Source organism: Microbacterium sp. Marseille-Q6965 (assembly GCF_946151065.1).
In the GTDB taxonomy this organism is placed as follows: domain Bacteria; phylum Actinomycetota; class Actinomycetes; order Actinomycetales; family Microbacteriaceae; genus Microbacterium.
On the sequence record NZ_CAMGZA010000003.1, the window covers coordinates 16,222 to 41,583 of the forward strand.

Annotated in this window: 21 protein-coding genes and 1 pseudogene; 12 read left to right on the top strand and 10 right to left on the bottom strand. The window is 71.2% G+C overall.

The window, feature by feature from the left end:
- Positions 1-4 precede the first annotated feature (4 nt).
- Positions 5-1,477, bottom strand: coding sequence for an aldehyde dehydrogenase family protein (locus N8N77_RS09110; RefSeq protein WP_261166422.1), 1,473 nt, complete (start codon positions 1,475-1,477; stop codon positions 5-7).
- 222 nt (positions 1,478-1,699) lie between these two features.
- On the opposite strand from N8N77_RS09110, the gene N8N77_RS09115 reads away from it, so the two are divergent.
- The 11 genes and pseudogenes from N8N77_RS09115 to N8N77_RS09165 all read left to right on the top strand — a co-directional run bounded on the left by N8N77_RS09115 (position 1,700) and on the right by N8N77_RS09165 (position 14,334).
- The gene (locus N8N77_RS09115) at positions 1,700-2,503 is read left to right on the top strand and encodes a methylenetetrahydrofolate reductase (RefSeq protein ID WP_396652826.1); all 804 of its coding nucleotides are present in this window, start codon (positions 1,700-1,702) and stop codon (positions 2,501-2,503) included.
- Positions 2,504-2,513: 10 nt separating this feature from the next.
- Positions 2,514-3,389 (top strand): formyltetrahydrofolate deformylase, encoded by an 876-nt coding sequence (purU, locus tag N8N77_RS09120; RefSeq protein ID WP_261166425.1) that lies wholly within the window; start codon positions 2,514-2,516, stop codon positions 3,387-3,389.
- 33 nt (positions 3,390-3,422) lie between these two features.
- On the top strand, positions 3,423-4,829 hold the full coding sequence (locus tag N8N77_RS09125) for an aminomethyl transferase family protein (RefSeq protein WP_261166426.1): 1,407 nt from the start codon (positions 3,423-3,425) through the stop codon (positions 4,827-4,829).
- An 85-nt stretch (positions 4,830-4,914) separates the two neighbouring features.
- Positions 4,915-5,520 carry a PadR family transcriptional regulator gene (locus tag N8N77_RS09130; RefSeq protein WP_261166428.1) on the top strand — a complete coding sequence of 202 codons (606 nt, stop codon included), beginning with the start codon at positions 4,915-4,917 and terminating at the stop codon, positions 5,518-5,520.
- Positions 5,521-5,585: 65 nt separating this feature from the next.
- Positions 5,586-6,776: a cytochrome P450 gene (locus tag N8N77_RS09135; protein WP_261166430.1), complete on the top strand. Its 1,191-nt coding sequence runs from the start codon at positions 5,586-5,588 to the stop codon at positions 6,774-6,776.
- Between the two features lie 120 nt (positions 6,777-6,896).
- Positions 6,897-8,615 carry an iron ABC transporter permease gene (locus N8N77_RS09140; RefSeq protein ID WP_261166431.1) on the top strand — a complete coding sequence of 573 codons (1,719 nt, stop codon included), beginning with the start codon at positions 6,897-6,899 and terminating at the stop codon, positions 8,613-8,615.
- Between the two features lies 1 nt (position 8,616).
- Entirely contained in the window at positions 8,617-9,801 is a 1,185-nt protein-coding gene (locus tag N8N77_RS09145; RefSeq protein WP_261166433.1) for an ABC transporter ATP-binding protein, read from the top strand.
- Complete coding sequence (locus N8N77_RS09150; RefSeq protein ID WP_261166434.1) at positions 9,798-11,021, top strand: cytochrome P450; 1,224 nt, start codon at positions 9,798-9,800, stop codon at positions 11,019-11,021. Before N8N77_RS09145 ends, N8N77_RS09150 begins: the two co-directional genes overlap by 4 nt.
- Positions 11,022-11,091: 70 nt before the next feature.
- Entirely contained in the window at positions 11,092-11,361 is a 270-nt protein-coding gene (locus N8N77_RS09155) for a hypothetical protein (protein ID WP_261166435.1), read from the top strand.
- A gap of 127 nt (positions 11,362-11,488) precedes the next feature.
- Positions 11,489-13,207 (top strand): hypothetical protein, encoded by a 1,719-nt coding sequence (locus tag N8N77_RS09160; protein ID WP_261166436.1) that lies wholly within the window; start codon positions 11,489-11,491, stop codon positions 13,205-13,207.
- 102 nt (positions 13,208-13,309) lie between these two features.
- Positions 13,310-14,334, top strand: a pseudogene (locus N8N77_RS09165) (Atu2307/SP_0267 family LLM class monooxygenase).
- 57 nt (positions 14,335-14,391) lie between these two features.
- Here N8N77_RS09165 and N8N77_RS09170 read toward each other — a convergent pair.
- Positions 14,392-15,429, bottom strand: coding sequence for an ABC transporter substrate-binding protein (locus N8N77_RS09170; RefSeq protein WP_261166437.1), 1,038 nt, complete (start codon positions 15,427-15,429; stop codon positions 14,392-14,394).
- A gap of 120 nt (positions 15,430-15,549) precedes the next feature.
- Complete coding sequence (locus tag N8N77_RS09175) at positions 15,550-17,094, bottom strand: PaaX family transcriptional regulator C-terminal domain-containing protein (protein WP_261166438.1); 1,545 nt, start codon at positions 17,092-17,094, stop codon at positions 15,550-15,552.
- Positions 17,095-17,201: 107 nt separating this feature from the next.
- Here N8N77_RS09175 and N8N77_RS09180 point away from each other — a divergent pair, with 107 nt between their 5' ends.
- Positions 17,202-17,771, top strand: a complete 570-nt coding sequence (locus tag N8N77_RS09180; protein WP_261166857.1) for a MarR family winged helix-turn-helix transcriptional regulator — start codon at positions 17,202-17,204, stop codon at positions 17,769-17,771.
- A gap of 1 nt (position 17,772) precedes the next feature.
- Here the strand turns inward: N8N77_RS09180 and N8N77_RS09185 are convergent, their stop codons facing one another.
- The 7 genes from N8N77_RS09185 to N8N77_RS09215 are packed head-to-tail and all read right to left on the bottom strand — an operon-like array spanning position 17,773 to position 25,357.
- Complete coding sequence (locus N8N77_RS09185) at positions 17,773-18,954, bottom strand: MFS transporter (RefSeq protein WP_261166439.1); 1,182 nt, start codon at positions 18,952-18,954, stop codon at positions 17,773-17,775.
- Positions 18,955-18,963: 9 nt separating this feature from the next.
- Positions 18,964-20,214 carry a 2-hydroxyacyl-CoA dehydratase family protein gene (locus N8N77_RS09190; protein WP_261166440.1) on the bottom strand — a complete coding sequence of 417 codons (1,251 nt, stop codon included), beginning with the start codon at positions 20,212-20,214 and terminating at the stop codon, positions 18,964-18,966.
- A complete protein-coding gene (locus N8N77_RS09195; protein WP_261166441.1) occupies positions 20,211-21,263 on the bottom strand; it encodes a 2-hydroxyacyl-CoA dehydratase family protein in 1,053 nt (350 codons plus the stop codon). The genes N8N77_RS09190 and N8N77_RS09195 overlap by 4 nt, the downstream gene beginning before the upstream one ends.
- A complete protein-coding gene (locus N8N77_RS09200; RefSeq protein WP_261166442.1) occupies positions 21,260-22,495 on the bottom strand; it encodes a CaiB/BaiF CoA-transferase family protein in 1,236 nt (411 codons plus the stop codon). The genes N8N77_RS09195 and N8N77_RS09200 overlap by 4 nt, the downstream gene beginning before the upstream one ends.
- Positions 22,492-23,622: a CapA family protein gene (locus tag N8N77_RS09205; RefSeq protein ID WP_261166443.1), complete on the bottom strand. Its 1,131-nt coding sequence runs from the start codon at positions 23,620-23,622 to the stop codon at positions 22,492-22,494. Before N8N77_RS09205 ends, N8N77_RS09200 begins: the two co-directional genes overlap by 4 nt.
- Positions 23,622-24,452 carry an amino acid ABC transporter ATP-binding protein gene (locus N8N77_RS09210; RefSeq protein WP_314732523.1) on the bottom strand — a complete coding sequence of 277 codons (831 nt, stop codon included), beginning with the start codon at positions 24,450-24,452 and terminating at the stop codon, positions 23,622-23,624. Before N8N77_RS09210 ends, N8N77_RS09205 begins: the two co-directional genes overlap by 1 nt.
- On the bottom strand, positions 24,452-25,357 hold the full coding sequence (locus tag N8N77_RS09215) for an amino acid ABC transporter permease (protein ID WP_261166445.1): 906 nt from the start codon (positions 25,355-25,357) through the stop codon (positions 24,452-24,454). The genes N8N77_RS09210 and N8N77_RS09215 overlap by 1 nt, the downstream gene beginning before the upstream one ends.
- Positions 25,358-25,362: the final 5 nt, after the last annotated feature.

Genomic DNA, 25,362 nt, shown 5'->3' on the forward strand with positions numbered 1-25,362 from the left:
CGGATCAGAACGGGTAGCGCTCCACCTCGCCCTGCAGGGTGATCCACTGCGTCTCGGTGAAGGTCTCGAGACTGGCGTGCGGCCCGCCGAAGCGACCGCCGACGCCCGAGGCCTTCACGCCACCGAACGGGATGACCGCCTCGTCGTCGACGGTGGCGTCGTTGATGTGGATCGCGCCGGAGTGGATCCGATCGGCGAGCTCGTAGCCGCGGTAGGCATTGGGCGTGATGATCGAGACCGACAGTCCGTACTCGCTCGCGTTGATGATGTCGATCGCCTCGTCGAGGTCGTCGTAGACCATCACCGGCGCCACGGGCCCGAAGATCTCCTCCACCCAGGCCGGATTGTCGGGGGCGAGGTCCGTCAGGACGGTCGGTCGATAGTAGAGGCCGTCGTACTCCCCGCCGGCCGCGATCGTGGCGCCCGCCGCCGTGGCCGACTCCACGAGGCCGTGCACGCGGTCACGCTGCCGCTCGTCGATGATCGGGCCGAGCGGGGCGCCCTCGACCGGGTCACCCACCGGGATCGCGTCGGCCTTCTCGACGAGCGCGGCGACGTACTGCTCGGCCAGGGAGCGGTGCACGAGGTGGCGGCCCGTCGTCATGCAGATCTGGCCCTGGTGCAGGAAGGACCCCCAGGCACCCACCGACGCCGCGGCGACCGGATCGGCGTCGGGCAGGACGAGCATCGCGTTGTTGCCGCCCAGCTCGAGGTGCACGCGCTTCAGCAGCGGCGCGGCGGCCTCGCCGATCCTGCGGCCCGCGGCCGTCGACCCGGTGAACGAGATGCAGGGCACGTCGGGGTGCGCCACGAGCGCGCCGCCCAGTTCGCCGCCGCCCGGCAGGACGTGGAGCACGCCCTGCGGCAGGCCCGCCTCTTCGAGGAGCGCCGCAAGGGCGAAGCCCCCGGAGATCGTCGTGCGCGGGTCGGGCTTGAGGATGACGGCGTTGCCGAGTGCCAGCGCCGGCGCGACCGAGCGCATCGAGAGGATCGCCGGGAAGTTGAACGGCGAGATCACGCCCACCACGCCGAGCGGCACGCGCCTCGCGATGGACGTGCGGCTCTTCGCCGAGCGCAGCAGCTCGCCGTACGGATGGGAGGCGACGGCGGCGGCCTCCTGCAGCTCGCTGACCACGAGACCGACCTCGAAGGCGGCCTTGCCGGCACCGGCCCCGCCCTCGGCCACGATGAATCGCGCGAGCCGCTCCGGGTCCGCCTCGAGGATCTGGGCCGCCCTGAGCATCACGGCCGCCCGGGCCGCATAGGGCTGTGCTCCCCATGCCCGCTGCGCGATCGATGCGCTCGACACGGCACGATCGAGATCGTCCGACGACGCGGAACCGACGCGGTCGAGCAGCGTTCCCGAGCCGGGAGCGATCACGTCGAACGCCTCGCCGGACCCGCTCGTCCAACCATCGGAGAAGATCTTCTCGGTCCAGACCGACGTCTCCGTCCGGACCTGCGCCTCATTCGTCATCGAATCCTCCTCAGCAGGGGTGGCCGTCTCCATCCTCGCACGGCGCTGATCGGGTGGGGCGGGCGTCTCGCCGTCACGAAATCGCCCACACCTCTAGACGTTCCCTATCGCCATAGGTATGTTCGTGCACAGCGGCACAAAGCGGTGCCGCTGAGCCACCCGGGAAGGACCACCGCTGTGACGGTTTCGCAGGCGAATCTCATCGACGGCTATTCCCTCGAGATGACGGGCAAGGACGTACCGGCCCTGCTCGAGGCACAGTCCGCGATCCCGGCGGGCACCCGCATCAACGTCACGTTCCTGGGCAACGAGGACCTGGAGATGAGGGTCACCGCCGCCAAAGCCGTGAAGGACGCCGGTTTCGTCCCCGTCCCGCACGTGTCGGCCCGGCGTCTGGCCTCGCCGGCGCAGCTCGAGGAGTTCCTCGCCGCGCTACGGGAGGTCGGCGCCTCCACTCACGTCTTCGTCGTCGGCGGCGACCCCGCCACCCCCGAGGGCCCCTATGCCAGCTCGCTCGACGTCATCCGCACCGGGCTGCTGCCTCAGTACGGGGTCGAGGAGGTCTCGATCGCCGGCTACCCCGAGGGCCATCCCGACATCTCGACCCCGCTGCTGTGGGAGCACCTCACGGACAAGGCGGCGGCGCTGGCCGAGCAGAACCTCGGCTCGGTGATCCTCACCCAGTTCGGGTTCGACACCGCCCCCGTGGTCGAGTGGATCGACGCGGTCCGGGAGCGGGGCATGACGTCGCCGATCCGGATCGGCACGCCGGGCCCGGCCGGCATCAAGCGCCTGTTGGCCTTCGCGCGCCGCTTCGGCGTGGGCGCGAACGCGATGATCGTGAAGAAGTACGGCTTCTCGCTGACGAACCTCATGGGCACGGCGGGCCCCGACCGCTTCGTCGACGACCTGTCGGCGCTCCTGAGCCGCGACGCGACGGCGGGCGACGTCGGCATCCACCTCTACACCTTCGGCGGGCTGAAGGCGACGGCCGACTGGGCCGCCGGCTACCGCGCGGGGCGGTGAGGGCACCGACATGCGAGACACCATCGAGTCGCTCGTCGATCACGCGTGCCTGATCGTGCACGGACCGGATCAGCAGGGAATCGTCGCGGAGGTCGCCGCGCTGATCTCCCGCAACCAGGGGAACATCACCTCCCTGGACCAGTACTCCAGCGACCCCGAGGGCGGCGACTTCTTCCAACGAGTCGTGTTCCACCGCCCCGACCTCGTCGCCGCGCTCCCCGAGATCCGCGACGACCTCGCCCGCACCCTCGGCACACGGGGCATGTCCTGGCACATCGACGACATGTCCACCCCCAAACGAATGGCCATCCTGGCCTCCAAGAGCGACCACTGCCTACTCGACCTGCTCTGGCGCCACCGCCGCGGCGAACTGCCCGTGACGATCCCCATGGTCATCTCCAACCACACCAACGTCGCCGACGACGTCCGCTCCTTCGGGGTGCCGTTCTTCCACGTTCCCTCCCAGGAAGGCCCCGACAAGAGCCAGTCCGAAGCGGCCATCCTGGCGCTGCTGACCGGCAACGTCGACTTCGTCGTCCTCGCCCGCTACATGCAGGTCATCTCCAACGACTTCCTCGAAAAGCTCGGCGTGCCCGTCATCAACATCCACCACTCCTTCCTGCCCGCCTTCATCGGCGCCGCCCCCTACCGCAAAGCCAAAGAACGCGGCGTCAAACTCATCGGCGCCACCGCCCACTACGTCACCGAAGAACTCGACGAAGGCCCCATCATCGAGCAAGACGTCGTCCGCGTCAGCCACGCCGAAACCGCCGCCGACCTCCAACGCCGCGGCGCCGACGTCGAACGCGCCGTCCTCTCCCGCGCCGTCCTCTGGCACGCCCAAAACCGCGTCATCCGACACGGCAACCACACCATCGTCTTCTGATCCCCGATCCACCATCCCTACGAAAGGTTCACCGTGGCACCTCAGAATCTGCAGCAGGCCATCGACGCCGCCGGAAGCCCCGTCGAGCTGCTCCGCAACTCCCCGATCGGCTCGTACATCTACCCCGTCGTGCCCGCCGACTTCCAGAACTGGATCAAGGAGCAGCAGGCGTGGCGCAACACGGCCGTGCTGTACGACCAGTCGCACCACATGGACAACGTCTTCCTCAAGGGCTCGGACGCCATCAAGCTGATCAGCGACACGGCGATCAACTCGGTCGCGAACTTCCCCGTCAACAAGGCCAAGCAGTACGTCCCGACGACCGCTTCGGGCCACGTCATCGGTGACGGCATCCTCTTCCGCGAGGCGGAGGACGAGTACGTCTACGTCGGCCGCGCCCCCGCCTCGAACTGGCTGATGTACCACGGCGAGAAGGGCGGCTACTCCAACCTCGATGTCGTCGTCGACCGCCGCTCTCCGTCGCGCCCGTACGGTCACGCCGTCACGCGCAGGTACTACCGCTTCCAGATTCAGGGCCCGAGCGCCTGGGACGTCATCGAGAAGCTCAACGGCGGCCCGCTCGAGCAGCTGAAGTTCTTCACGATGTCGACGATGACGGTCGCCGGCAAGACCGTGCGCACGCTGCGTCACGGCATGGCGGGAGCCCCCGGCCTGGAGCTGTGGGGCCCGTACGAGGACCACGACCTCATTCGCGACACCATCGTCGAGGCGGGCGCCGAGTTCGGCCTGGTCCCGGTCGGCTCGCGCGCCTATCCGTCGAACACGCTGGAGTCGGGCTGGATCCCGTCGCCGCTGCCGGCGATCTACACGGGCGCCGAGGAGGCGGCCTACCGCGAGTGGCTGCCCGCAGACTCGTACGAGGCGACCGGCACGCTGGCCGGGTCGTACGTCGGCGACATCGAGGACTACTACCTCACGCCGTGGGAGCTCGGCTACGGCTCCTTCGTGAAGTTCGACCACGACTTCATCGGGCGCGACGCGCTCGAGAAGATCGACCCGGCCACGCAGCGCCGCAAGGTGACCCTCGCCTGGAACGCCGAGGACCTCGGCAAGGTGTGGACCTCGCTGCTGAACGTCGATGGACCCCAGTACAAGTTCTTCGACCTGCCGCTGGCCAACTACGGCTCGGCGAACTACGACTCGGTCATCGACGCCGACGGCAACGTCGTGGGCTACTCGATGTTCACCGGCTACTCCGCCAACGAGCGCCGGGGCCTCTCCCTCGCCACCGTCGACCCCGACGTGCCGGAGGGCGCCGAGCTCAAGGTGGTGTGGGGCGAGCCCAACGGGGGCACGAAGAAGGCCTCCGTCGAGCCGCACGAGCAGACCGAGGTGCGCGTGGTCGTCAGCCCCGTGCCGTACGCGACGGTGGCACGCGAGACGTACCACGGCGGATGGCGCACCGGCTACGCCAAGTGATCTGAGCACGCGCGAAGGGCTCGGGCGCGATGCCCGGGCCCTTCGCCGTGCCCATGATCGAATGGGTTCGACAGAAGGGTGGCCGATGAGCCTCAGATACGCGCTGCTCGCGCTGCTGCGAGTGGGGCCGCAGTCCGGCTACGAGCTGCAGAAGAAGTTCGATGCGTCGGTCGGTCACCTCTGGCACGCCCCCGACAGCCAGATCTACCCCGAGCTGCGCAAGATGGAGGCCGAGGGGCTCATCGAGGCCGAGGAGCAGGCGCGGGGCGAACGGGGCACCCGCCGGATGTACCACGTGACCCCCGCCGGCGAGCGCGACTATTCGGCCTGGGTGAACGGCCCCCTCTCCTACGCCCGTGTGCGCGAGCCGGCCTCGCTGAAGGCGGCGTACTTGGAGGGGGCCACGCCCGAGGCCGCCCGGGCCTTCCTCGCGCAGCACATCGCGCACTGGCGCGGCGAGCTGGCGCAGTGGGAGGCCGAGCTGGCGCGGGTCGACGCGCGCGTGACGCCCATGCTCGTCGACCGACTCGCCGTCACGCCCGAGGACGACCGTGACCGCGTGGTGGCGTTCAAGCGGCTGGGCTACGAGAACCTCGTCGGCCGCGCGCGCGCCGAGATCGCGTGGGCCGAGCGCGGGCTGCGCCTGCTCGACGAGCTCGGCTATCCCGGCGCCGCAAGCGTCGACATTTGACACGATCACGCACGACCGGCACTCTGAATGTGTCGCCAATGGTGGCGACGGATGACGGAGCGACGATGCGAGACGACTTCGACCCCACGCTCAGCGACGACCCGGAGCAGTCGCACCGGATGTACGCCGAGCTGCGCGAGCACTGCCCGGTCGCCTATTCCTCGGCCTACGGCGGGTTCTACGCCCTCACGCGGTTCGAGGACGTCAAGAACGCCGCCTCCGACCCGCAGACCTTCATCTCGTCGGTGCGGGCGGTCGTTCCGAGCGACCCGCGGGGGCTGCGCCGGCCGCCCCTGAACTTCGACGCGCCCGCGCACACGCCGTTTCGCCGGGCGCTGGACCGCACGCTGCAGCGTGCACGCCTGGAACGACTGGAGGAGCCCCTCCGCGCGCACGCCCGCGACGCGTTGCAGCCGCTGCTCGAGGCGGGCGAGGGCGACATCGCCACGGGCTTCGGCGTGCAGTTCCCCGCCTGGGTGACCACGGAATGGCTCAACCTGGAGCCCCACATCGCGCCCTACCTGGCCGAGACGTCGTTCCGGTGGGTGAACGCCTGGCGGATGCAGGATCGCGACACGGTCAACGAGATGAGCGAGAAGATGTACGACATCGCGCGCGACCTCGTGGCACGACGGCGGGCGGAACCGCTCGACATCGAACGCGACCCGGCGAGCTCCCTCCTCGCGGAGCGGGTCGACGGCGAGCCACTGGCGGAGGAGCACCTCGTGGGCTGTCTGCGTCAGAGCCTCGTGGTGGGGATGGTGGCCCCACCGATCGTCCTGGGCTCGATCATGCGGCACCTCTCGGATCATCCGGATCTCCAGGCCCGCCTGCGAAGCGCACCGGAATCGATCCCCGCGGCGGTCGAGGAGTTCGTGCGTCTCTACTCGCCCTACCGGGGTTTCGCGCGCACCGTCTCGCGCCCCATCGAACTGCACGGCCGCACCATCGAACCGGGCGTGCCCGTCACGCTCGTGTACGCCGCCGCCAACCGCGACCCCGACCAGTTCCCCGATCCCGACGCCTTCGTGCTCGACCGCCCCAACATCGCTCAGCACCTGGGCTTCGGCCGCGGCCGCCACCGCTGCGTCGGCATGCCGCTCGCGCGCATGGCCATCCGCATCGCGCTGGAGGAGCTCCTCGCCGCCACGGAATCGTTCGAGGCGCACGGCCCCTTCGAGTTCGCGCGCATGCCCGAGGTGGGGCTCACCTCGGTGCCCGTGCGCGTGCGCGCGCGAAAGCCCGTCTTTACTTGACGGCCACATGACCGCCCGTTACCTTTTCTGTACGGAATACCCCTCGACGAAGACGGGACCATGACCACGACGACGTTGTCGCCCTCCTCACCCCGCCCCCCATCGGACATGACGATCCCGATGAGCGCGGTGCCCCTGCGCCGCTCGCGTCGGCGCGCAAGTCCGCTGACGGTGGCGAGCGTCGTCCTGGCGATCGTGATGGGCCTGCTCGGCGTCATCCCGCTCGCGGCGGTGGGCATCGGCGCGATCAGCGAGGGCAGTGGCATGATCGACGCCCTGGCCAAGGAGGACATCGTCGGGCTGCTGCGCAACACGCTCATCGTCGTTGCGGTGAGCACGGTGTTCGCCCTCATCATCGGCGCCGTCCTGGCCTGGGTGAACGAGCGCACCGACGCCGGCATGGGCATCATCACCGAGGCCATGCCGCTGCTGCCGTTCATGCTGCCGCCGATCGCCGGCTCGGTCGGCTGGGTGCTCCTCATGGCGCCGACCGCCGGCTTCCTCAACGGGATCATCCGCTGGTTCGCGGGCCTGTTCGGCGTGCAGATGGAGCAGGGTCCCCTGGACATCTACAGCTGGTACGGGCTGATCCTCGTCTACACGATCTACGCCGTCCCGTACGCCTTCATGATGTGCACCTCCGGGCTGCGCAACATGGACCCGTCGCTCGAGGAGCAGAGCCGCGTCAGCGGGTCCTCGCTGCTGCGCACGCTGCGCACGGTGACGCTCCCGGCCATGCTGCCGAGCCTCCTGGGCGCCACGATGCTCATCCTCATGAGCAGCTTCGGCCTCTTCTCGATCCCGAGCGTGATCGGTCGCGGGGCCGACATCCCGATCCTGTCGACGCGGATCGTGCACCTGCTCAACTTCACCTTCCCCGCCGAGACGGGGGCGGCGATCGGGCTGAGCCTCATCCTCGTGGCGTTCGTCGCGGTGTTCTGGTGGCTGCAGGCCAGCACCCTCAAGCGCGGCCGCTTCGCGACGATCGGCGGCAAGGGCCAGCGCGCGAGCCGCATCCGCCTGGGCAAGGGGCGCCCGTGGGTGCGCGCCGCGGTGCTGCTGTACATCGGCATCACCACGGTGGCCCCGCTCGTCGCGCTGCTCGTCGTGTCGCTGAACGGCTTCTGGACCCTCGACGTCAACTGGGCCGGCCTGAGCCTCGACGCCTTCTTCTCGACGCTCATCGAGGACCGCTCCACGCGACGGGCGCTGACGAACAGCCTCACCTTCGGCGTGATCGGCTCGCTCATCGGCATCGCGGCGGTGGCGTTCGCCTCGCTGTGGATCGTCCGCTCCCGCAGCCGCTTCGCGCGGGTGATCGACGGCGCCATCAAGTTCCCCGCCATGCTGTCGCACCTCATCATCGCCGTCGGCTTCGTGCTCGCATTCGCGGGGCCGCCCTTCGGCCTGGGCGGCACGGCCGTGATCATGGTGGGCGCCTACCTGGCGCTGTACATCCCGCAGGCGTCGGTGAGCGCCGACACCGCGGTGGCGCAGATCGGCAAGGAACTGCCCGAGGCGTCTCGCGTCGCCGGTGCCGGTGAGACCAAGACGGTCGCCCGGATCTATCTGCCGCTCATGATGCCGGCCCTCATCCTGGGGTGGGCGATGCTGTTCGTCCGCATGATCGGCGACCTCACGGCGTCCGCGATCCTCGCCGGAACCCGCAACAACGTCATCGGGTTCCGGATCCTGGAGATCTACCAGAACGGCTCCTACGCCGAGCTCGCCGCGATCTCGACCTTCCTCACCCTCGTGAGCGCCGTCATCGTGATCACGGTGCTCGTCGTCTCGCGACGACTCGCCCGCTGGACCGACCAGAGCCTCGGAGGCCGCTGACATGGCACTGCACCTCAAGACCCAGCCCACGCCCGCGGCCACGACCCGCGCGGCGGCGGACCCCGCCGGCCCCGTCATCCAGCTGCGCAATGTCGCGAAGCGGTTCCGGCGGGCCGACGGCACGGTGGCCAACGCGATCGACGGGGTCACGCTCGACGTGGCGCCCGGGGAGTTCGTCGTGCTGCTCGGGCCGTCCGGATGCGGCAAGACCACCCTGCTGCGGACCATCGCGGGCCTGGAGCGCGCCGACGAGGGCGAGATCGACATCCACGGGCGCACGGTGTTCGATGCGCAACGCGGCATCGAGGTGCCGCCCGAGAGGCGCAACCTCAGCATGATCTTCCAGTCGTACGCGCTGTGGCCGCACCTGACCGTGTTCGACAACGTCGCGTATCCCCTGCGCAGCCGCGGCCAGCGCCTGTCGAAGGCGGAGATCGCGGAGAAGGTGAACCACGTGCTGCAGCTCGTCGGGGTCGGCGAGCTCGGCAAGCAGTACCCCGGCCAGATGTCGGGCGGCCAGCAGCAGCGCGTGGCGCTCGCGCGCGCGCTCGTCGACGGCGGCGACCTGGTGCTCTTCGACGAGCCGCTGTCGAACGTGGACGCCAAGGTGCGCGAGACGCTGCGTCGCGAGCTGCTCGAGATGCAGCGCACCCTCGGGTTCGCGGCGGTGTACGTGACCCACGATCAGCACGAGGCGATGGAGCTCGCGCACCGCGTGGCCGTGATGGGCGGCGGAAAGGTGCGCCAACTTGACGTGCCGAGACGCATCTACTCCGAGCCCGCCAGCCGATACGTGGCCAACTTCATCGGCACGACGAACGAGTTTCCCGCCACGGTGCGGGCGGTGGACGGCGACGCGCTCGTGCTCGACACCCCCGCGGGCCAGGCGCGCGGCGTGGCGGCCGCCGAGGGTCTCGCCGTCGGCGACGAGGTGGTGGCATGCTTCCGGCCGGAGTACGCCCTGCTGGACACCACCTCCGGCGAGGGCAACGTTTGGCCCGGCATCGTGGAGCGTGTGCTCTTCCTGGGGCAGACCACGGAGACGGTCGTGCGGCTGGGCCCCACCAGCCAGCGGGTGCGCGTGACCACGCTGGGCGAGGCCACGCACGCCGAGGGTGACGACATCACGGTGTACGTCTCCGCCGAGCGCCTTCGGGTGCTCCCCGTCGAGGATGTCGTCGCATGAGCGCGATCGACGTCCTCGGCGTCCGCGACGAGCGACGCGATGCGCACGATTTCGATCCCGTCCGCGAGGGGGAGACGTTCACCAGCGCGCACGAGGAGTTCCGCGCGCTGCGTGAGCGCCATGGCGGCCTCGCGCGCAGCCAGGAGTACGAGGGCTTCTGGGCCGCCATCGGCTACGACGAGGTGCTCGAGGTGATCACCGACATCGAGCACTTCACGACGCGCAAGCAGAACGCCATTCCCAAGTTCGCGTTCACGGGCGTGCGCCCGCCGCTGCATCTCGACCCGCCGGAGCACACCGAGTACCGCCGGGTCATCAACAAGTTCTTCACCCCGCCACGCATGCGCGCGCTGGAGCCGCACGTGCGCGAGGCGGCCATCTCGCTGCTGGACCCCCTGCTCGAGGAGCGGTGGGTCGACGTGTGTAAGCAGTACGCGCACCGCTTCCCCGCGTTCGTCTTCGCGAAGTTCTTCAACCTCGACGTGGCCACGTCCGAGCTCATCAAGAAGGTGAGCGGCACCTACGTCGACGCCATCCAGGTGCTCGACCACGACACGGTCAAGTCGCTCAGCGGCAAGCTCTACGAGATCGCCCAGGGCATCATCGACGATCGCATGGCGGGTGATTACGACCCCGAGGACGACCTCACCGCCGGGCTGCTCGCCGCCCGCCACAACGGCGAGCCCCTGCCGGCCGCCATGATCCTCGGCTGCGTGCGCCAGCTCATCGTGACGGGCATGGTGGCGCCGAGCGTGTTCACGGGCAACATGTTCGTGCACCTCAGCCGCGACCCCGAGCTCCAGCAGACGCTGCGCGCCGACCCGACGCTCATCCCCGCCGCGGTGGAGGAGATGCTGCGGCTCTACTCGCCGTACCGCGGCATGGCCCGCACCGCCCGCGAGGACGTGGTGCTGAGCGGTCAGCTGATCAAGAAGGACGACCCCATCGCCCTCGTCTACACCTCCGCCAACCGCGACGAGAAGGTGTTCCCCGACGGCGAGCGGTTCGTCCTGAACCGCCCCAACATCCAGAAGCACATCGCCTTCGGCCGTGGCACGCACAGCTGCCCGGGCGCCCCTCTCGCACGCATGATGATGCGCATCACTCTCGAGGAGGCCCTCGCGCGCACGAGCGCATGGACCCTGACGCGCGAGCCCGAGATGGCGATCTGGGCCGAGTGGGGCACGCGCTCCGTCCCGCTGGACTTCGTGCGGGCGTGATCTCGATCGGGAGGGCGAGGCGCCTCGGAGGCGCTCGCGTCGAGAGACGCGCGGCCACAGAATAGGAGCCATGTCCTCCCCTGCCGAACGCCGCACCAACTCGACCGCCTGGGCCGCCTTCTGGGTCGCGCTGGTCGGTCTCGTGCTCATGCCCATCCCGCTGTTCATCGGGCTGATCCTGGGCGGCGGCCTTTCCCTCGTCGCGGCGGTGCTCACGGCGATCGCCTTCCTCAAGGGCCTCGCGCGCAACGGCACGGGAATGGCGCCGGTCGTGTTCGCCGCCATCTTCATCGCGCTCACGTGGGGCGGCATCTCCGTCGGCGGCGGCACCATCTGGTAGCCGCGCGCCGATGTATGACATTGCTCTGACGGCCGGCAATGCGGATGTTGCCTAATCCGGCGAGCGCGGCCAGGATGAGCCTGGGAGGCGCACACGCGCGCTCCGTCCGATCGACAAGGAGGTCGATGTGGCTGCGAAGAGATCATTCGGCGTGCTGCTGGCGACAGCGGCTCTGCTGCTGGCGCCGGTGACGGCCGCGCACGCGGAGGAGGCCGAGGTGCGGGTGTCGGGAACCCTGCACGTCGGCTCCCCGGGACAGGTCGTGTACGAGGCGATCAAGCCGGCGGAATGGAACGGGACCCTGATCCTCGACCTCGACTTCAACGGCTGGTCGGCCGCGCGGCGGGACTTCTTCCTGTCGCAGGGGTACGCCATCGGCGGCAATCAGCGCACGCAGAACGAGACGGCCTACGAGCTGAAGGACTACGTCGACAACCTCGTCACGACGCGCGACCTCCTCGTCGACGCGATCGAGGCCACGGGCGCCGAGGGCGAGCCCGACCGCACGATCGCATGGGGCAACTCGCGCGGCGGGTTCGTGGCGCGCATGGCGGCCCAGTACCGGCCCGACGTGTTCGACGGGGCGCTCGGCAGCGCCGGCGGCGGGGCCGGTGTACTGGCGTCGTGGCTCGGCAAGGCCGACGCCGTGTGGGCGCTGCAGCAACTGGTCGACCCGAACGCGGGTCTCTCGATCAACGATCTGCCCGACATCCCCGAGGGCGCCACCTACGGCCCCGACTACGAGGAAGACGTCGAGCTCGGTCGCCTCGTGAGCACCGCGCGCTCGAGCGACGCGGGGCTCGCGCGGCTCGTCCTCGCCGCGGCCTTCGAGCAGGCCACCGACTTCCCGCGCGGCGACACGCCGCCCGCGCCCGACGACTACTACACACAGGGCCTCAACATCGCGAGCGGCTTCGCCTTCGGCAACCCGCAGTTCGTCCACAAGGAGGTGGAGGTGATGTCGGGCGGACCCGTCGTGTGGAATGTCGGCGTCGACTATCGCGACCTCCTCGAGCGCTCGGGGGCGATCGATCGCGTGCGATGGTGGTACGAGCATGCGGGTCTCGACCTCGAGGCGGATCTGGATGCGCTGGCCGCCGCGCCGCGCTACGAGGCCGACCCGGCCGCCGTGGCCACGGTGGAGCAGATCGGCACCTACACCGGCACGGGAAGCCCCGTGCTCACGATCAAGACCATCGGCGACTCGGCGGACCCGGCGCCGCTCGACGAGGCGTACGTGCGCACGTTCGAGGCCTCCGGCAACGCCGACGAGCTGCTGCGGGCGCTGCTCATCGAGCGCCCGGGCCACGGCGGACAGACGTTCGGAGAGCACCTGGCGGCGTTCCGGGTGCTCGAGGAGAGGCTCGACACGGGCGCGTGGCCCGACGTCTCGCCCGAGGCGATGAACGCGCGCGTGGCCTCGCTGCCCGCGCAGACGGGCATGCCCGCGTCGTTCTTCGGAGGCGAGGGGAGGTACATCCCGTTCGACGGGCTCACCCCCGCGCTGCGAACGTGGGACGTGACGAACTGGGGCACGTACGACGGGCGCGATCCGAGCGTCGAGACGGAGCGCTCCGCGCCGCGCCCGGCCGCCGACCCGGGAGCGATCCCGGTGTCGGCGACCGACGCGTCGGGGATCGCGTCGGTGACGGCGGTGGTGCGGGACACCGCCGGCCGCACGGTCGGCGAGATGGAGGCGACGGCGGCGGGCGAGCGGGCGTGGTCGGGTTCGCTCGCGCTGCCGGACGGCCTTTCACCGCGGCGATACGTCGTCGAGGTGACGGTCACCGACGCGCTCGGGTGGGCGTCGACCGCGACGACCGCCGTGACCTTGACCGGGCGGTAACCGGCCGGCGGGAGGCGGCGGCGCCCGCCCCTCCCGCCGGACCCACGCTCGCGGCAGTCCATGCACGGGAATGGATACGCGGTCCGCGCGGTTGCTCCGGACATGACACGACTCGAACTGGGCCTCGACACGTTCGGCGGGGTGACACTCGACGAGAGCGGGGCGCCCCTGCCGCATCCACAGGTCATCCGCGACCTGGTGGACGATGCGGTGCTGGCCGACGAGGTCGGACTCGACTTCTTCGGCGTCGGCGAGCACCATCGTCCCGACTTCGCCGTGTCGAGCCCCGAGATGGTGCTGGCCGCCATCGCCTCGCGCACCCGGCGGATCCGCTTGGGATCGACCGTCACGGTGCTGAGCTCGGACGATCCCGTGCGCGTGTTCGAGCGGTTCGCCACGCCGCCGCGGTGTCGGGGGGGCGGGCCGAGATCGGCGCGGGGCGGGGATCGTTCGTCGAATCGTGCCCGCTGTTCGGCTACGACCTGCCGGCCTACGGGGTGCTGTTCGAGGAGAAGCTCGGGCTGCTCGCGGCGCTGCTGCGCGAGGAGCCGGTGACATGGAGCGGCACGACCCGCGCCGCGCTGCGCGATCAGCGCGTGTTCCCGACGACCGAGGGGGGCCTGCGCGCGTGGGTCGGGGTGGGTGGCAGCCCCGAGTCGGTCGTGCGCACCGCGCGGCACGGCCTGGGCCTGTTCCTTGCGATCATCGGAGGGCCCGCCTCGCGCTTCGCGCCGTACATCGACCTCTTCCACCGGGCGCAGGACGAGTTCGGCACGGCGCACCAGCCCATCGCGGTGCACTCCCCCGGCTTCGTGGCAGAGACGGACGCCCGGGCGCGGGAGATCGTGCGCGAGGGGTGGATCGCGATGCGCACGCGCATGGGGCGCGAGCGCGGCTGGCCGCCCCCGCAGGTGGGCGACTTCGAGCGTGAGATCGAGGGCGGCGCCCTCTACGTGGGCGCACCCGAGACCGTCGCGCGCAAGATCGCCGCGACCATCCGCACCCTGGGCGTCGACCGCTTCGACCTCAAGTACGACCAGGCCCAGGTGCGGCACGCCGACCTATCGCGGTCGATCGAGCTCTACGGCACGAAGGTCGTCCCCCTGGTCCGCGACCTGCTGTCCTGAGCACGCGCTCACACGCACGGGGCGGCCGGATCAGCGATCCGGCCGCCCCGTGGTAGCTCAGAGGCCGAAGGCGTCGAGGATGGCCTGCTCGTTCTCGAGGGCCGCGTCGCGGTCCACGCGCACGTACTCCGACGGCATCTGGTCGAAGTCGTACGCCGAGATGTTGCCGGGGGCGGCGTTGATGATCTCCTGGCCCTCCTCCGAGAGCACGAAGTGCGCGAACAGCCGCGCCGCGTTGGGGCTCTGAGCCTCGGCCGAGATCGACAGCACGATCTCCGGGCCGTTCGTCAGGTCGGGCACCGCCGACTCGACCGGGGCGCCGTTCGCGGCCGCACCCGCCACCACCTGGCCGACGTTCGGGCCGGTGACCGCGCCCTCGCCCGCCGCCAGCGCCTCGGTCATCGGCACGACCGAGTTGTACAGGCGCACGGCGTTGTCGGCGATCGCCTCGACGGTCTCCATGCCGTACTCGTCGGCGACCATCGTCCAGAACTGGATGTAGGCCTGCGACGACGACGGATCGGTCAGCAGCAGCTTGTCCTTGTAGACGGGATCGGCGAGGTCGTCGAACGAGTCGGGGACCGGGAGGTCACCGAGCGCGTCGGTGTTCCACGACAGCGCGCTGGGGGCGAACTGCACGACGGGCAGCGCACCGTCGGCGAGCTTGCCCTCCTCGGGGAACTCGTCGTAGCCCGGGACGCCGGCCTCGTCCATGCCGAGCAGCCACCCCTCGTCGAGCCCCTGATCGATGAACTCGTCGTAGCTCGGCATCACGAGGTCTGCCGCCGGCGCGCCCGACTCGACCTCGGCGCTGTACCGCGCGGCCAGCTCGCCGCCGGTCATGCGCACGAACTCGGCCTCGATGTCGTACTTCTCGAAGAACGCGTCGGCGAGCTCGCGGGCGGTCGCCTCGGGGGGTGTGAGGTAGAAGATCAGCGACCCCTCGTCCTGGGCCGCCGCGATGAGCTCGTCGAGCTCCGAGTCGCCGGACGCACCGCCGCCGGCGGGGGCGTCGGCGGGCTCGGAGGACGAGCAGCCGACGAGGGCGATGCCCGTCGCGGCCGCGAGCGCGATTGCGGAAAGTGAACGCCTCATGCTGTGACTCCATTGTCGAGAGGTGCGAGCGTAATTGCTTACGTCAAGCTAGCCGCGCGTTTCAATCGATGTCAACCATCATGAGATCACGATTCGCCATCGGGGCGCGGCCGGCGCCCCTCAGCGACGCAGTCCGCGGCGGCGATCCTCGTCGGCGGAGCGGGCCAGCTCGGGGGTGAGCGCCTGGCCGAAGTGTGGCGTCGCGTTGTAGGTGACGATCCGCGAGAGCGGCTCGTCATAGCGCGCGACCACCTGGCGCACATGACGGGCGGCCGCCGGACCGAGCGCGTCGTAGAGCGCCAGGAACGCATCGCGGGCGCGCGGCCGCGGCCAGTCGTCCGGCAACAGCGACGCCGGCAGCTCGGGATCGTCGAGCCGGAACGCGAGCCAGTCGTTCGTGAGCTGCGTGCGCAGGACCAGGGCCTCGCGCGGGTCGACCGTTCCCCGCGCCCAGGCCAGCCGCGGCTCATACTGCGCGACGAAGTCCTCGTAGCGGCCCGCGAGCTCGTCCAGGCCGAAGGCGCCGGCGATCGCGGCCTCGTCGCCCGCGCGCATGCGCCACGTCGCCCGCATCACGTGGCCCTCCGCCACCTCGAGCTCGTCGAGCAACGCGACGGCGTCGTCCTGCCGGTCGTGGGGCGTGATCCACACCCCGTCCTGCAGGTCGCCGAACGCCATGTTGCGCAGCCCGTTGCGCAACACGCGCCGCACGTCCCGTTCCGATTCGGGGATGGAGAAGGACACGATCGTCCACCTGCCGTCCCAGTCCGCGAAGTCGGCGCCGAAGGTCACCGCGCGGGCGAGGCGAAGACGTTGACTGGCGACGATCTCGCGCGGGATGCCGTACGACGTGGTCCTTCCCTGCTTGCCCTGCGCCAGCAGGCCCCGCTGGGTGAGGCGCCGCATGGCCTGGCGGGAGGCGTTCTCGTTCGCCCCGAACTCACCAAGCAGCTCGACGAGCGCGGCCGAGGGCAGCAGCTCCTCGCGCGCGAACCAGTAGTCGCCCAGGAGGGTGATCAGCAGGTGCTGCGGGCCGCCGCCGGAATGGGGCCGCGGCAGCCGGCGCGAGCGGGTGTGCGGCTGCGCGAAGTCCATGTTGTGCATCATGGTCGACGCGCCCGTGGAACCGCCACTCATCCCTCCCGCCCGCCCTCCGGCGCGTCGTCGAGCGGCAGCGCGATCCGCAGCGGGTCGAGCGGCTCGCCCACCGGGTAGACGTCTCCGAACAGGGCGACGCCTCGGTCTCGTGGGCTCGGCGGAGAGCGGGGGGAAGACGAGCCACGCGCCGGACACCGCGACCGGTCGCGCCGCCCGCACGCGGGCGATCGTGACGCGCTCCTCGCCGCGGCTCACCGACAACGTGCCGCCGTCGCCGCGCAGGTCGAGAGCCGGACGCGCGATGCGGACACCCAGCATCCCGCCGTGGGCGGTGAAGACGACCTCCCCGGCGAACTCGATCGACCAGCCGTCGTCGCCCCGCGCCACGGCGTGCAGCGGGAAGCGGAAGGTGCCGTCGCCGTCGGTCTCGACGCCGTCGGCGCCGAACATCTCACCGTCCGGGTTGGCGAGGACGTACCGCACGAAGCTCTCGCGGATGCCCCAGTAGAGCCCGGGGACCACGGCGGCATCGGCCGGAGCCGCGGGCCGCTCGGCATCGTCGCGCATGACACCGATCATGACGACCGGATCAACCGAGGTCAAATGACGCCGCGTCCGCCCGGGCGGCCGCGTCCGAGGCGGACCGGCGTTGATACAGTCTCAGCGTGGATGAGATGCGCGACCCGCGCGGCGAGCCGGCGACCGAGCGCCTGAACTACACGGCGTACCGCCTCGCCCGGGCGCTCAACCGCTTCGCCGAGAACGCGGCGCTCGCCCACGGCGTCACGCTCTCGCAGTTCTTCGTCCTCCAGGTGCTCGGTGAGGGCGTGGCCCTGTCGAACGCCGCCCTCGCGCGGCGCACCTTCGTGAGTGCCCAGGCCGCGCACACCGTCTCGAACGAGCTCATCGCGTCGGGCCTGGTCGAGCGCGGCTCGCACCCGTCCAACAAGCGGATCCGCCTCGTGCAACTCACCGAGCAGGGCTGGGACGTGCTCGAGCAGTGCCACGCCGAGCTGCGAGCGCACGAGCAGCGGCTCCTCGCAACGCTCGGCTCCGACCTGCACGGGTCGCTCGCCGAGGTGCTCGACCGCAGCGCCGAGGTGCTCGCGGGCGGCTACTTCGGCGACGACGAGGCCGAGGCCGCCGCGATCGCCCGCCGCCAGAGCGACATCCGGCCGCGGCACATCCCTTCGCGACTCGCCCGCGCGCGCCTGAGGGCCGCCGCGAACGGCGACGCCGACTGATTCAGTCGCGACGCGGCACGCGCACGGCGACGAAGACGGCGCACACCAGACAGGCGATGCCGCCGACGAGGATCGAGACGCGCCCCGAGGACACGTCGATCACCCATCCCATCAGCAGGGCACCGAACGGGACCATGCCGTAGTTCCCGAGGGTGACAAGCGACATCAGGCGCCCGATCGCCTCCGGCGGGGCGGAGGACTGGGCCGCCGCGTTGAGCACCCCCTGGTAGTAGCCGATCGCGACGCCGAGGGCGGGAGCGGCGAGCAGGAAGAGCGGCAGTGTCGGCGCCGCGGCGTTCAGCAGCATGGCGGCGCCGAACACCGCTGCGGCGAGGCTCAGGGAGCGCACCCCGACCCGGGGAAGCGCGGCGGCGAGGAAGCCCCCGACGATCGCTCCCACCGCATTCAGCGCGTGAACCGCGCCGACCGCGGTGGCATCGCCCCCGTATGACAGGTCGACGGTGGCGGTGAGGACCAGCCCGAAGTTCATGCCGAGCAGCGCGATGGCGACGTTCACGACGAGCAGCGTCGAGATCGCTCGGTCGCGCAGGAAGTCGACGGCGCGCACGCCGGTCGCCTGCGAGCGCGGCGGGCGCGGGTGAAGGCGGTCCGGCCGGATCAGCAGCAGCGAGAGGCCGATCAGCACGAAGGAGGAAGCGTTGAGCAGCATGCACGCGGGCGCGCCGAGTTGCTGGAAGGCCAGCCCCGCAAGCCCGGGGCCGATCGAGCGCGCCGCGGCGAGCGCGATGGTGCTGATCGAGACGGCGCTCGACAGGCGTGCCGGGCCGACGAGCTCGAAGATGATCGCCTGCGCGGCGATGCGTTCGAAGGCCTGCACGGTGCCGAGCAGCAGGATCAGTCCGTAGATCGCCCACACGTCGGGGTGCTCGTGGACCACGACGAGCGCGAGCGACGCCGCCACCACCGCGGCGAGCGAGGACGTGACGAGCAGGATCGTCCGCGGCCGCAGGCGATCGGCGAGGCGGCCCGCGGGGACGCCGAACAGGAGGATCGGCAAGAACTGCGCGACCGTCACGCCGCTCAGCGCCTGCGCGCTCCCCGTCGCGTCGAGCACCACGAGCTGGAGCGCGAGGTTCTGGAACCACGTTCCGGTGTTCGAGGCCACCTGCCCGGCGAAGTAGAGCGCGAAGTTGCGCTCGCGAAGCGGCCCGAAAGCACCCATCCGCGCGTCTCAGCCGCGCGCCGGCACGCGCGTGCGCAGGAACTCCGCGATCCGCTCCGGGATGCGCGCGGCGGCGCTCGATCGCGCGTCGGCGTTGTTCGCCCGGATCTCGAGCACGGGGATCCCCGCGGCCTCGAGCGCCTCGGTGATGAACCCGCCTCCGGGGGTGTCGTCGGCGACGAGGTGCACGACACCGTCGACCCCGTGCGACAGCGCCTCCTTGAGGTACCACTGCGTCGACCAGGGCGGCACGTACAGCTGGTCGGTGAACCCGACGAACCGCGCCGCCAGCGCGCGTACCGGGTCATCGCCGTAGCGCGGGTAACCGTCGGCGGCGATCGCGAGGTACATCGACCACACGAACACGGCGCCGAACTCCTCCTGGAAGCGCTGATACATGCCGAGATCCGACCAGAGGCCGCGCCCGATCCACATGAGCCGCCGCCGCTCGCCGGGGCACACCCCGAAGCCCGCGTCGACGCGGGCGGCGACCTCCTCGTACAGGCCGCGGGCGGCGTCCACCCCCCACGCGGTGCCGCGGTGCCACTGCGGCGCCATCACGGCCGGCATGGTGTCGTTCACGGTGACCGGTGTCGGTCGCGCCGAGGCGATGAGGTCGCGCGTGCGGCGGTTCCAGGCCGCCTGCTCGTTGCCCAGCCGCATGATCTCCGCGAGCCGGTCGACGTCGAAGCGCCGCCCGGTGCGCTCCTCGAGCCACTCGATGAGCTCGCCGATCTCGGCCTGCAGCAGGTCGAGCCGGTCGGTGCCGAAGGCGCTCTCCCAGTCGTGCGGCACGAGCTCCCACCACCTCGGCGGCACGGGGTCGGCCGCCGTGCGGGAGAGCAGGAACGTCTCGGTGCCGGGCCGCTCGCCCCACTGCTCGAAGATCTTCTGCGTCACGTCGCCGCTGCGCTCGGCGACGGCGAAGGCCGGTGTCGGCAGTCCGCCCCAGGGCCGCTGGTCGGCGGGCAGGTCCTGCTCGCCGAGCGGCATGGAGTCGTATTGCAGGCTGAAGTCGGGCAGTCCGCGCTGGGCGACCTTCATCATCGCCGCAGGGCCGAGCTGCTTGGCCGCGATGATGGACGACCACCACTGCGTGACGACGTAGGGGATGTCGAAGGCGCGCAGGATCTCGAGCGGAGCGTCGGCGTTCGCGATCGCGATCGGCTCCCCGTTCCGGGCGCGCGCGGCGATTTCGGCGAACCACTCCTTCTGATGTCGCGTGGCAGCCACCGCGGAGGAGAGACGGTCGGCGCTCATCGGGCGGCCTCCCCGGTCAGGCGGCCAGCAAGGGCGCCGGCGGCGTCCGCGGCCACGCCGCGGGCCACGTCGGGCCCGATCCGCACGCGTTCCTCGAGCGGAATGCCGCGGGCCGCCGCGAGCGCACGCTGGGCGGCCAGATCCCAGGCCGGCGCATCGTCGAGCTCGCGCACGAGCGCGAGGATGCCCGAGGGCGCTCCGGCATCGAGGCGACGCGCGAGCGCGTCGGCGCGCTCCCGCGAGCGGGACCGGGCCGCCAGCGGCAGGCGCTGCGCATGGTGCGCCGCCAGCCGCGCGATCGCCTCGCCCGCGTCGTCGGTGGCGACCGCGTCGCCGATCCACGCGGCGTCTCCCGTGTCGTGATCCTCGCCGGCCACGACCAGTCCCGCCGACTCGATCGCCGCGTACACCGACCCGTCGGGGTGCGCGCTGCCCGTGACGAAGATCGGGTGGCCCGCGGCCGCGTCCACCGCCGCGTCGACGACGGCGATGGCGTGCTCCGGGGGGAGGGTCGCGGCGGCGCGGTAGGCCGCGAGCGCGAGCTGCCCACTGCAGCGGCCGGCGGCGCGGCGGTCGCGCATCCGAGCCAGCGCGGCGCCCACCGCGACCTCCCGTTCCGCGGCGTCGCGCAGGGCCGCGCCCTCCGCCGGGCGACCGGTGAGGGAGACGACGAAGCGGACGAGTCGCTCGTACTGCCGGATGACGAAACGATCCCGCGGCGCACCGCCCCCGCGGGGCGCATCGAGCAGGTGCACGGGAAAGGGCACCCGGCCTCGCTCGGCGAGGACGCGCAGCACGTAGAAGACGCGCAGGTTCGCCGCCGAGTCGTTGCAGACGATCAGCCCCGCCAGATCGTCATGGGCCCCCGCCAGCAGCGCATCGAGGATGCGACAGGCGACGGCGTCGACGGCGCCGGGCAGCTCGGCCGTCTCGGGCGCGTACGCCCCCGACCACGAGCCGAGCAGGCGCACCGGCGTCGCGCCGGCCGCGAGCACCAGCTGCCGCGGCACGTCCGCCCCGACGATCCCGATCCGCGGCGCCTCGGTCACAGCACTCCGTCGGCGCGCAGCTGCGCGATCCGGTCGTCGTCGTAGCCGACGCCGCGCAGCACCGATTCGGTGTTCTCCCCCAGGCCGGGTGCCGGCTTGTCGAGACCGACCTCGCTGCGCGAGAACACCATGGGCAGCCCCGCGCCGTAGAGGCCCTCGAAGTGCCCGTAGCGGGGGTGCACGAGCGGCACGACCTCGCCGCGGCCGGTCACCTGGGGATCGCGCACCGCCTCGGCGGTGGATCGGACGGGCGCCGCCGGCGCCCCGTGCGCATCGAGCGCCTCGAGGACCTCGGCGAGGGAGCGCTCGGCGGCCCAGCCGGCGATGAGGCCGTGCAGCCGATCCGCGTTCGCGACCCGCGCGTCGCGCGTGGCGAAGTCGGGGGTCTCGAGCAGGTGCGCGCGGTCGATCGCCCGCAGCACGCCGGCGGCGAACTGGTCGGTCGGCGCGCAGATGGCGAACCACCCGTCCGCGGCACGGAACGTGCCGAACGGCGCGAGCCGCGGCACGTACGCGCCGGTGCGCAGCGGGAACCCGACCGACTCGAGCGCGTCGAACGGCTCGCACGCCACGAGCGAAGTGAGCGCACCCAGCATCGACACGTCCACGTGCTGGCCCTCGCCGGTGCGGTCCGCCTGCAGCACCGCGGCGAGGGTGCCGATGACGGCAAAGAGGGGGGCGACGAGGTCGCCGACCGGCAGCCCGAACCGCACGGGCGGGTCGCCCGGCTCGCCCGCCGTCATCATGACGCCGCTGAGCGCCTGGATGATCGTGTCCATCGCCTTGCGGTCGCCGTGGTCGCCGGTCGCGCCGAAGCCGCTGATCGACGTGTAGACGAGCCGCTCGTTCAGGCCGCGCACCGACGCGTAGTCGATGCCCAACCGCTTGGTGACGCCGGCGCTGTAGTTCTCGACCACGATGTCGGCGTCGCGGATGAGGTCGAACAGCACCTCGCGGCTCTCGGGGTGCTTGAGGTTGAGGGTGATCGACTCCTTGCCGCGACCGCGGAGCATCATCGAGACCGACATGTCGTCGGGCGAGGTGCGGCGCAGGCTCAGGCCGTCGGCCGTGACGTACGGCGAGTTGTTGCGCGACGAATCGCCGCCGCGCGTCGGATTCTCGACCTTGATCACCCGCGCCCCGAGGCCCGCCAGCAGCAGCGTCGCGTAGGGACCGGCGAGGGCCGTCGTCAGGTCGATGACGGTCTTGCCGGCCAGGGGTGCGGTGCTCATGCGGTCTCCTCGATGCGGATGGTGAGGCGGTCGCCCGCCCAGTCGTATTCGGTCGCCAGCGCGGCGTCGCGGCTGATGCCGCGGATGTACTCGGCCACCCGTTCGCCGCCGTCCGCGCGGGTCAGCGGCACGGGGCGGGCCTGGTCGTCGATCCAGCAGGGAATCAGCGATGCCGTCACGCCGCCGTCGTCATCCAGATCCATCACGGCGATGGCCGTGTGGCGGCTCTCGGGGTGGAAGGGGTAGTCCGGCATCGCCGGGTCGGGCTCGAAGCCGAACAGCCGGCGCCGCTCCCGGGCCCACGCCCGGCGCTCCGGCGTGTCGTCGTCGTCACCCGCGAGCGCGCTGGTCACGGTGGCGAAATTGCCGAGCCCGTGGAAGATCGGCCGGCGGCGATAGACCTCGACACCCTTCAGGATGTGCGCGTGATGCCCGATGACCGCCGCCGCGCCGGCGTCGATCGCCGCGTGCGCGACCTCGTACTCGTACGCCGCGATGTCGACCGGCTGGTGCACGAGGCCCTTGTGCAGGGCCACGAGGACCGTCGCCCCACCGGCGGCGAGGCCCGCGACCTCGTCGGTGAGTCGTGCAAGGCTGCGCGGCTCGGCGAACGTGTAGACGCGCGGCGGCCCGCCGGGGTTCGCCCCGCGGGGTTCGTAGTGGGTGATCACCTCGACATACGCGCAGCCGGGCTTGTCGGTGCCGGCCCACGATTCCCGCGGGCCGACGCAGTTCACGCTGAGGACGGCGACCCTGTGGCCCTCGGCCTCCACGATCGCGGGCCGCCACGCCTCGGCGAGCGTGGCGCCGGCTCCCGCGACGGCCATCCCGCGGGCCAGGCAGTGCGCCCGCGTGTCGGCGATGCCGGGGCCGCCGAAGTCGAAGACGTGGTTCCCGGCCAGGGTGAGCACGTCGAACCCGGCTGCGGCGACGCCGTCCAGCGCGGAGGGCGGGGCGGGCAGGGCGGGCACGTCGGTCGACATGGAGACGGTCGCCTCGGTGTGCGGCACCTCGAGCTGCCCGATGAGAACGTCGGCGGTGGCGAGCGCGCCGAGCGCGGGGGCGAGCAGCGGGGCGCTGTCCGCGCGTTCGAGGACCAGGTCGCCCGTCGCGAGGACGCGCGTCATCACTCGACCTCGGCCGGCGAGCGACCGCCCGCGCGGGCGAGAAAGGCCTTGAGCCGCTCGGAGCGCGGGTCCTCGAAGAAGTCGTCCGCGGGGCGGTCCTCGATGATCCGGCCCGCCGACATGAACACGCAGCGGTCCGCGACGTTGCGCGCGAACTCGAGCTCGTGCGTCACGACGACCATGGTGCGTCCGGTCGACGCCAGCTCCTTCATCGTCTGCAGCACCTCGTCGACGAGCTCCGGGTCGAGAGAGCTGGTCGGCTCGTCGAAGAAGAGGATCCGCGGGTCCACCGCCACGCTGCGCGCGATCGCCACGCGCTGCTGCTGCCCGCCCGACAGGTGACGCGGGTAGGCGTCCGCCTTCTCGGCCAGGCCCACGCGCGTGAGCAGCTCGATCGCGCGCTGGCGCGCCGCCGCCGCGGGCACGCCGTGCACCACGGTCATGGCCTCGGTGACATTGCGCAGCACCGTCCAGTGCGGGAAGAGGTTGAACTGCTGGAAGACCATACTCATGCGGCGCTGTTGGCGCTTCCGGCCGGCGTCGGCGAGCGGCCGCAGGTGCCCGCGGATCTCCTCGTAGCCGAGCAGCTCACCGTCGAGGAACATCGCGCCGCCGTCGATCGACTCGAGTTGGTCGATGCAGCGCACCAGCGTCGACTTGCCCGACCCGGAGGGACCGAGGATCGCCACGACCTCGCCCTCGTAGACCCGCAGGTCGACCCCGTCGAGCGCCGTGTGGTCGCCGAACTGCTTGCGCAGCCCACGCACCTCGAGCACGGGCACCTCGTCGACGACCTCCGGGGTCACGATCAGTCCGGATTGCTCGGCCATCAGCGGGCCTCCTTCGCCTTGCGGATGGGCCGCCGGGCCGCGATGCGCGCGGTCCCGCGGCCGAAGTGCTCCTCGACGCGGCGCTGCACGAGCGTGAGCGCCGTGACCACGACGAGGTACCAGACGACGGCGACGATGAGCATCGGCACCACCTCGTAGGTGCGGTTGTAGATGACCTGCACGGCGTGCAGGAGGTCGCCCATGGCGATGACGCTGACGAGCGACGTGCCCTTGAGCAGGGCGATCACCTGCGATCCGGTCGGCGGGATGATCACGCGCATGGCCTGAGGCAGCACGATGCGGCTGAACGTGTGCCAGCGCCCGAAGCCCATCGCCGCGGCCGCGTCGCGCTGGCCCTGGTCCACCGACAGGATGCCGGCACGGATGATCTCGGCCATGTAGGCCGCCTCGTGAAGCGACAGGCCGATGATCGCCGCGGTCAGCGGCGTGATGAGGTCGTTCGTCGACCAGCTGAACAGCTCGGGGCCGAACGGCACGCCCACGGTGATGCGAGGCAGCAGATACGCGAGGTTGAACCAGAAGATGAGCTGGACGAGCGGCGGGATCCCGCGGAAGACGCCCACGAACACGATCGACGCGGCCTTGACCGGCCAGAAGTCCGACAGCTGACCCGCCGCGAGCACCGTGCCGAGCACCGAGCCGAGCACCATGCCGATGATCGTGAGCATGATGCTCATGCCCAGCCCGAGCAGCACGCTCGGGTTGAACAGGTACTCGGCGACGACGTTCCATTCGAAGCGCTCGTTGCTCACGAAGAACCACAGGATGCCCACCGTGACCAGCAGCAGCACGGCGCCGCCGATGAGCCGCCCGGGGCGCAGGCGGGCCCGCGCGTTCGCGACGTCGACGGTGGGCGCCGCGTCGGCGGCAGGGACGGTGCTCATGCGGG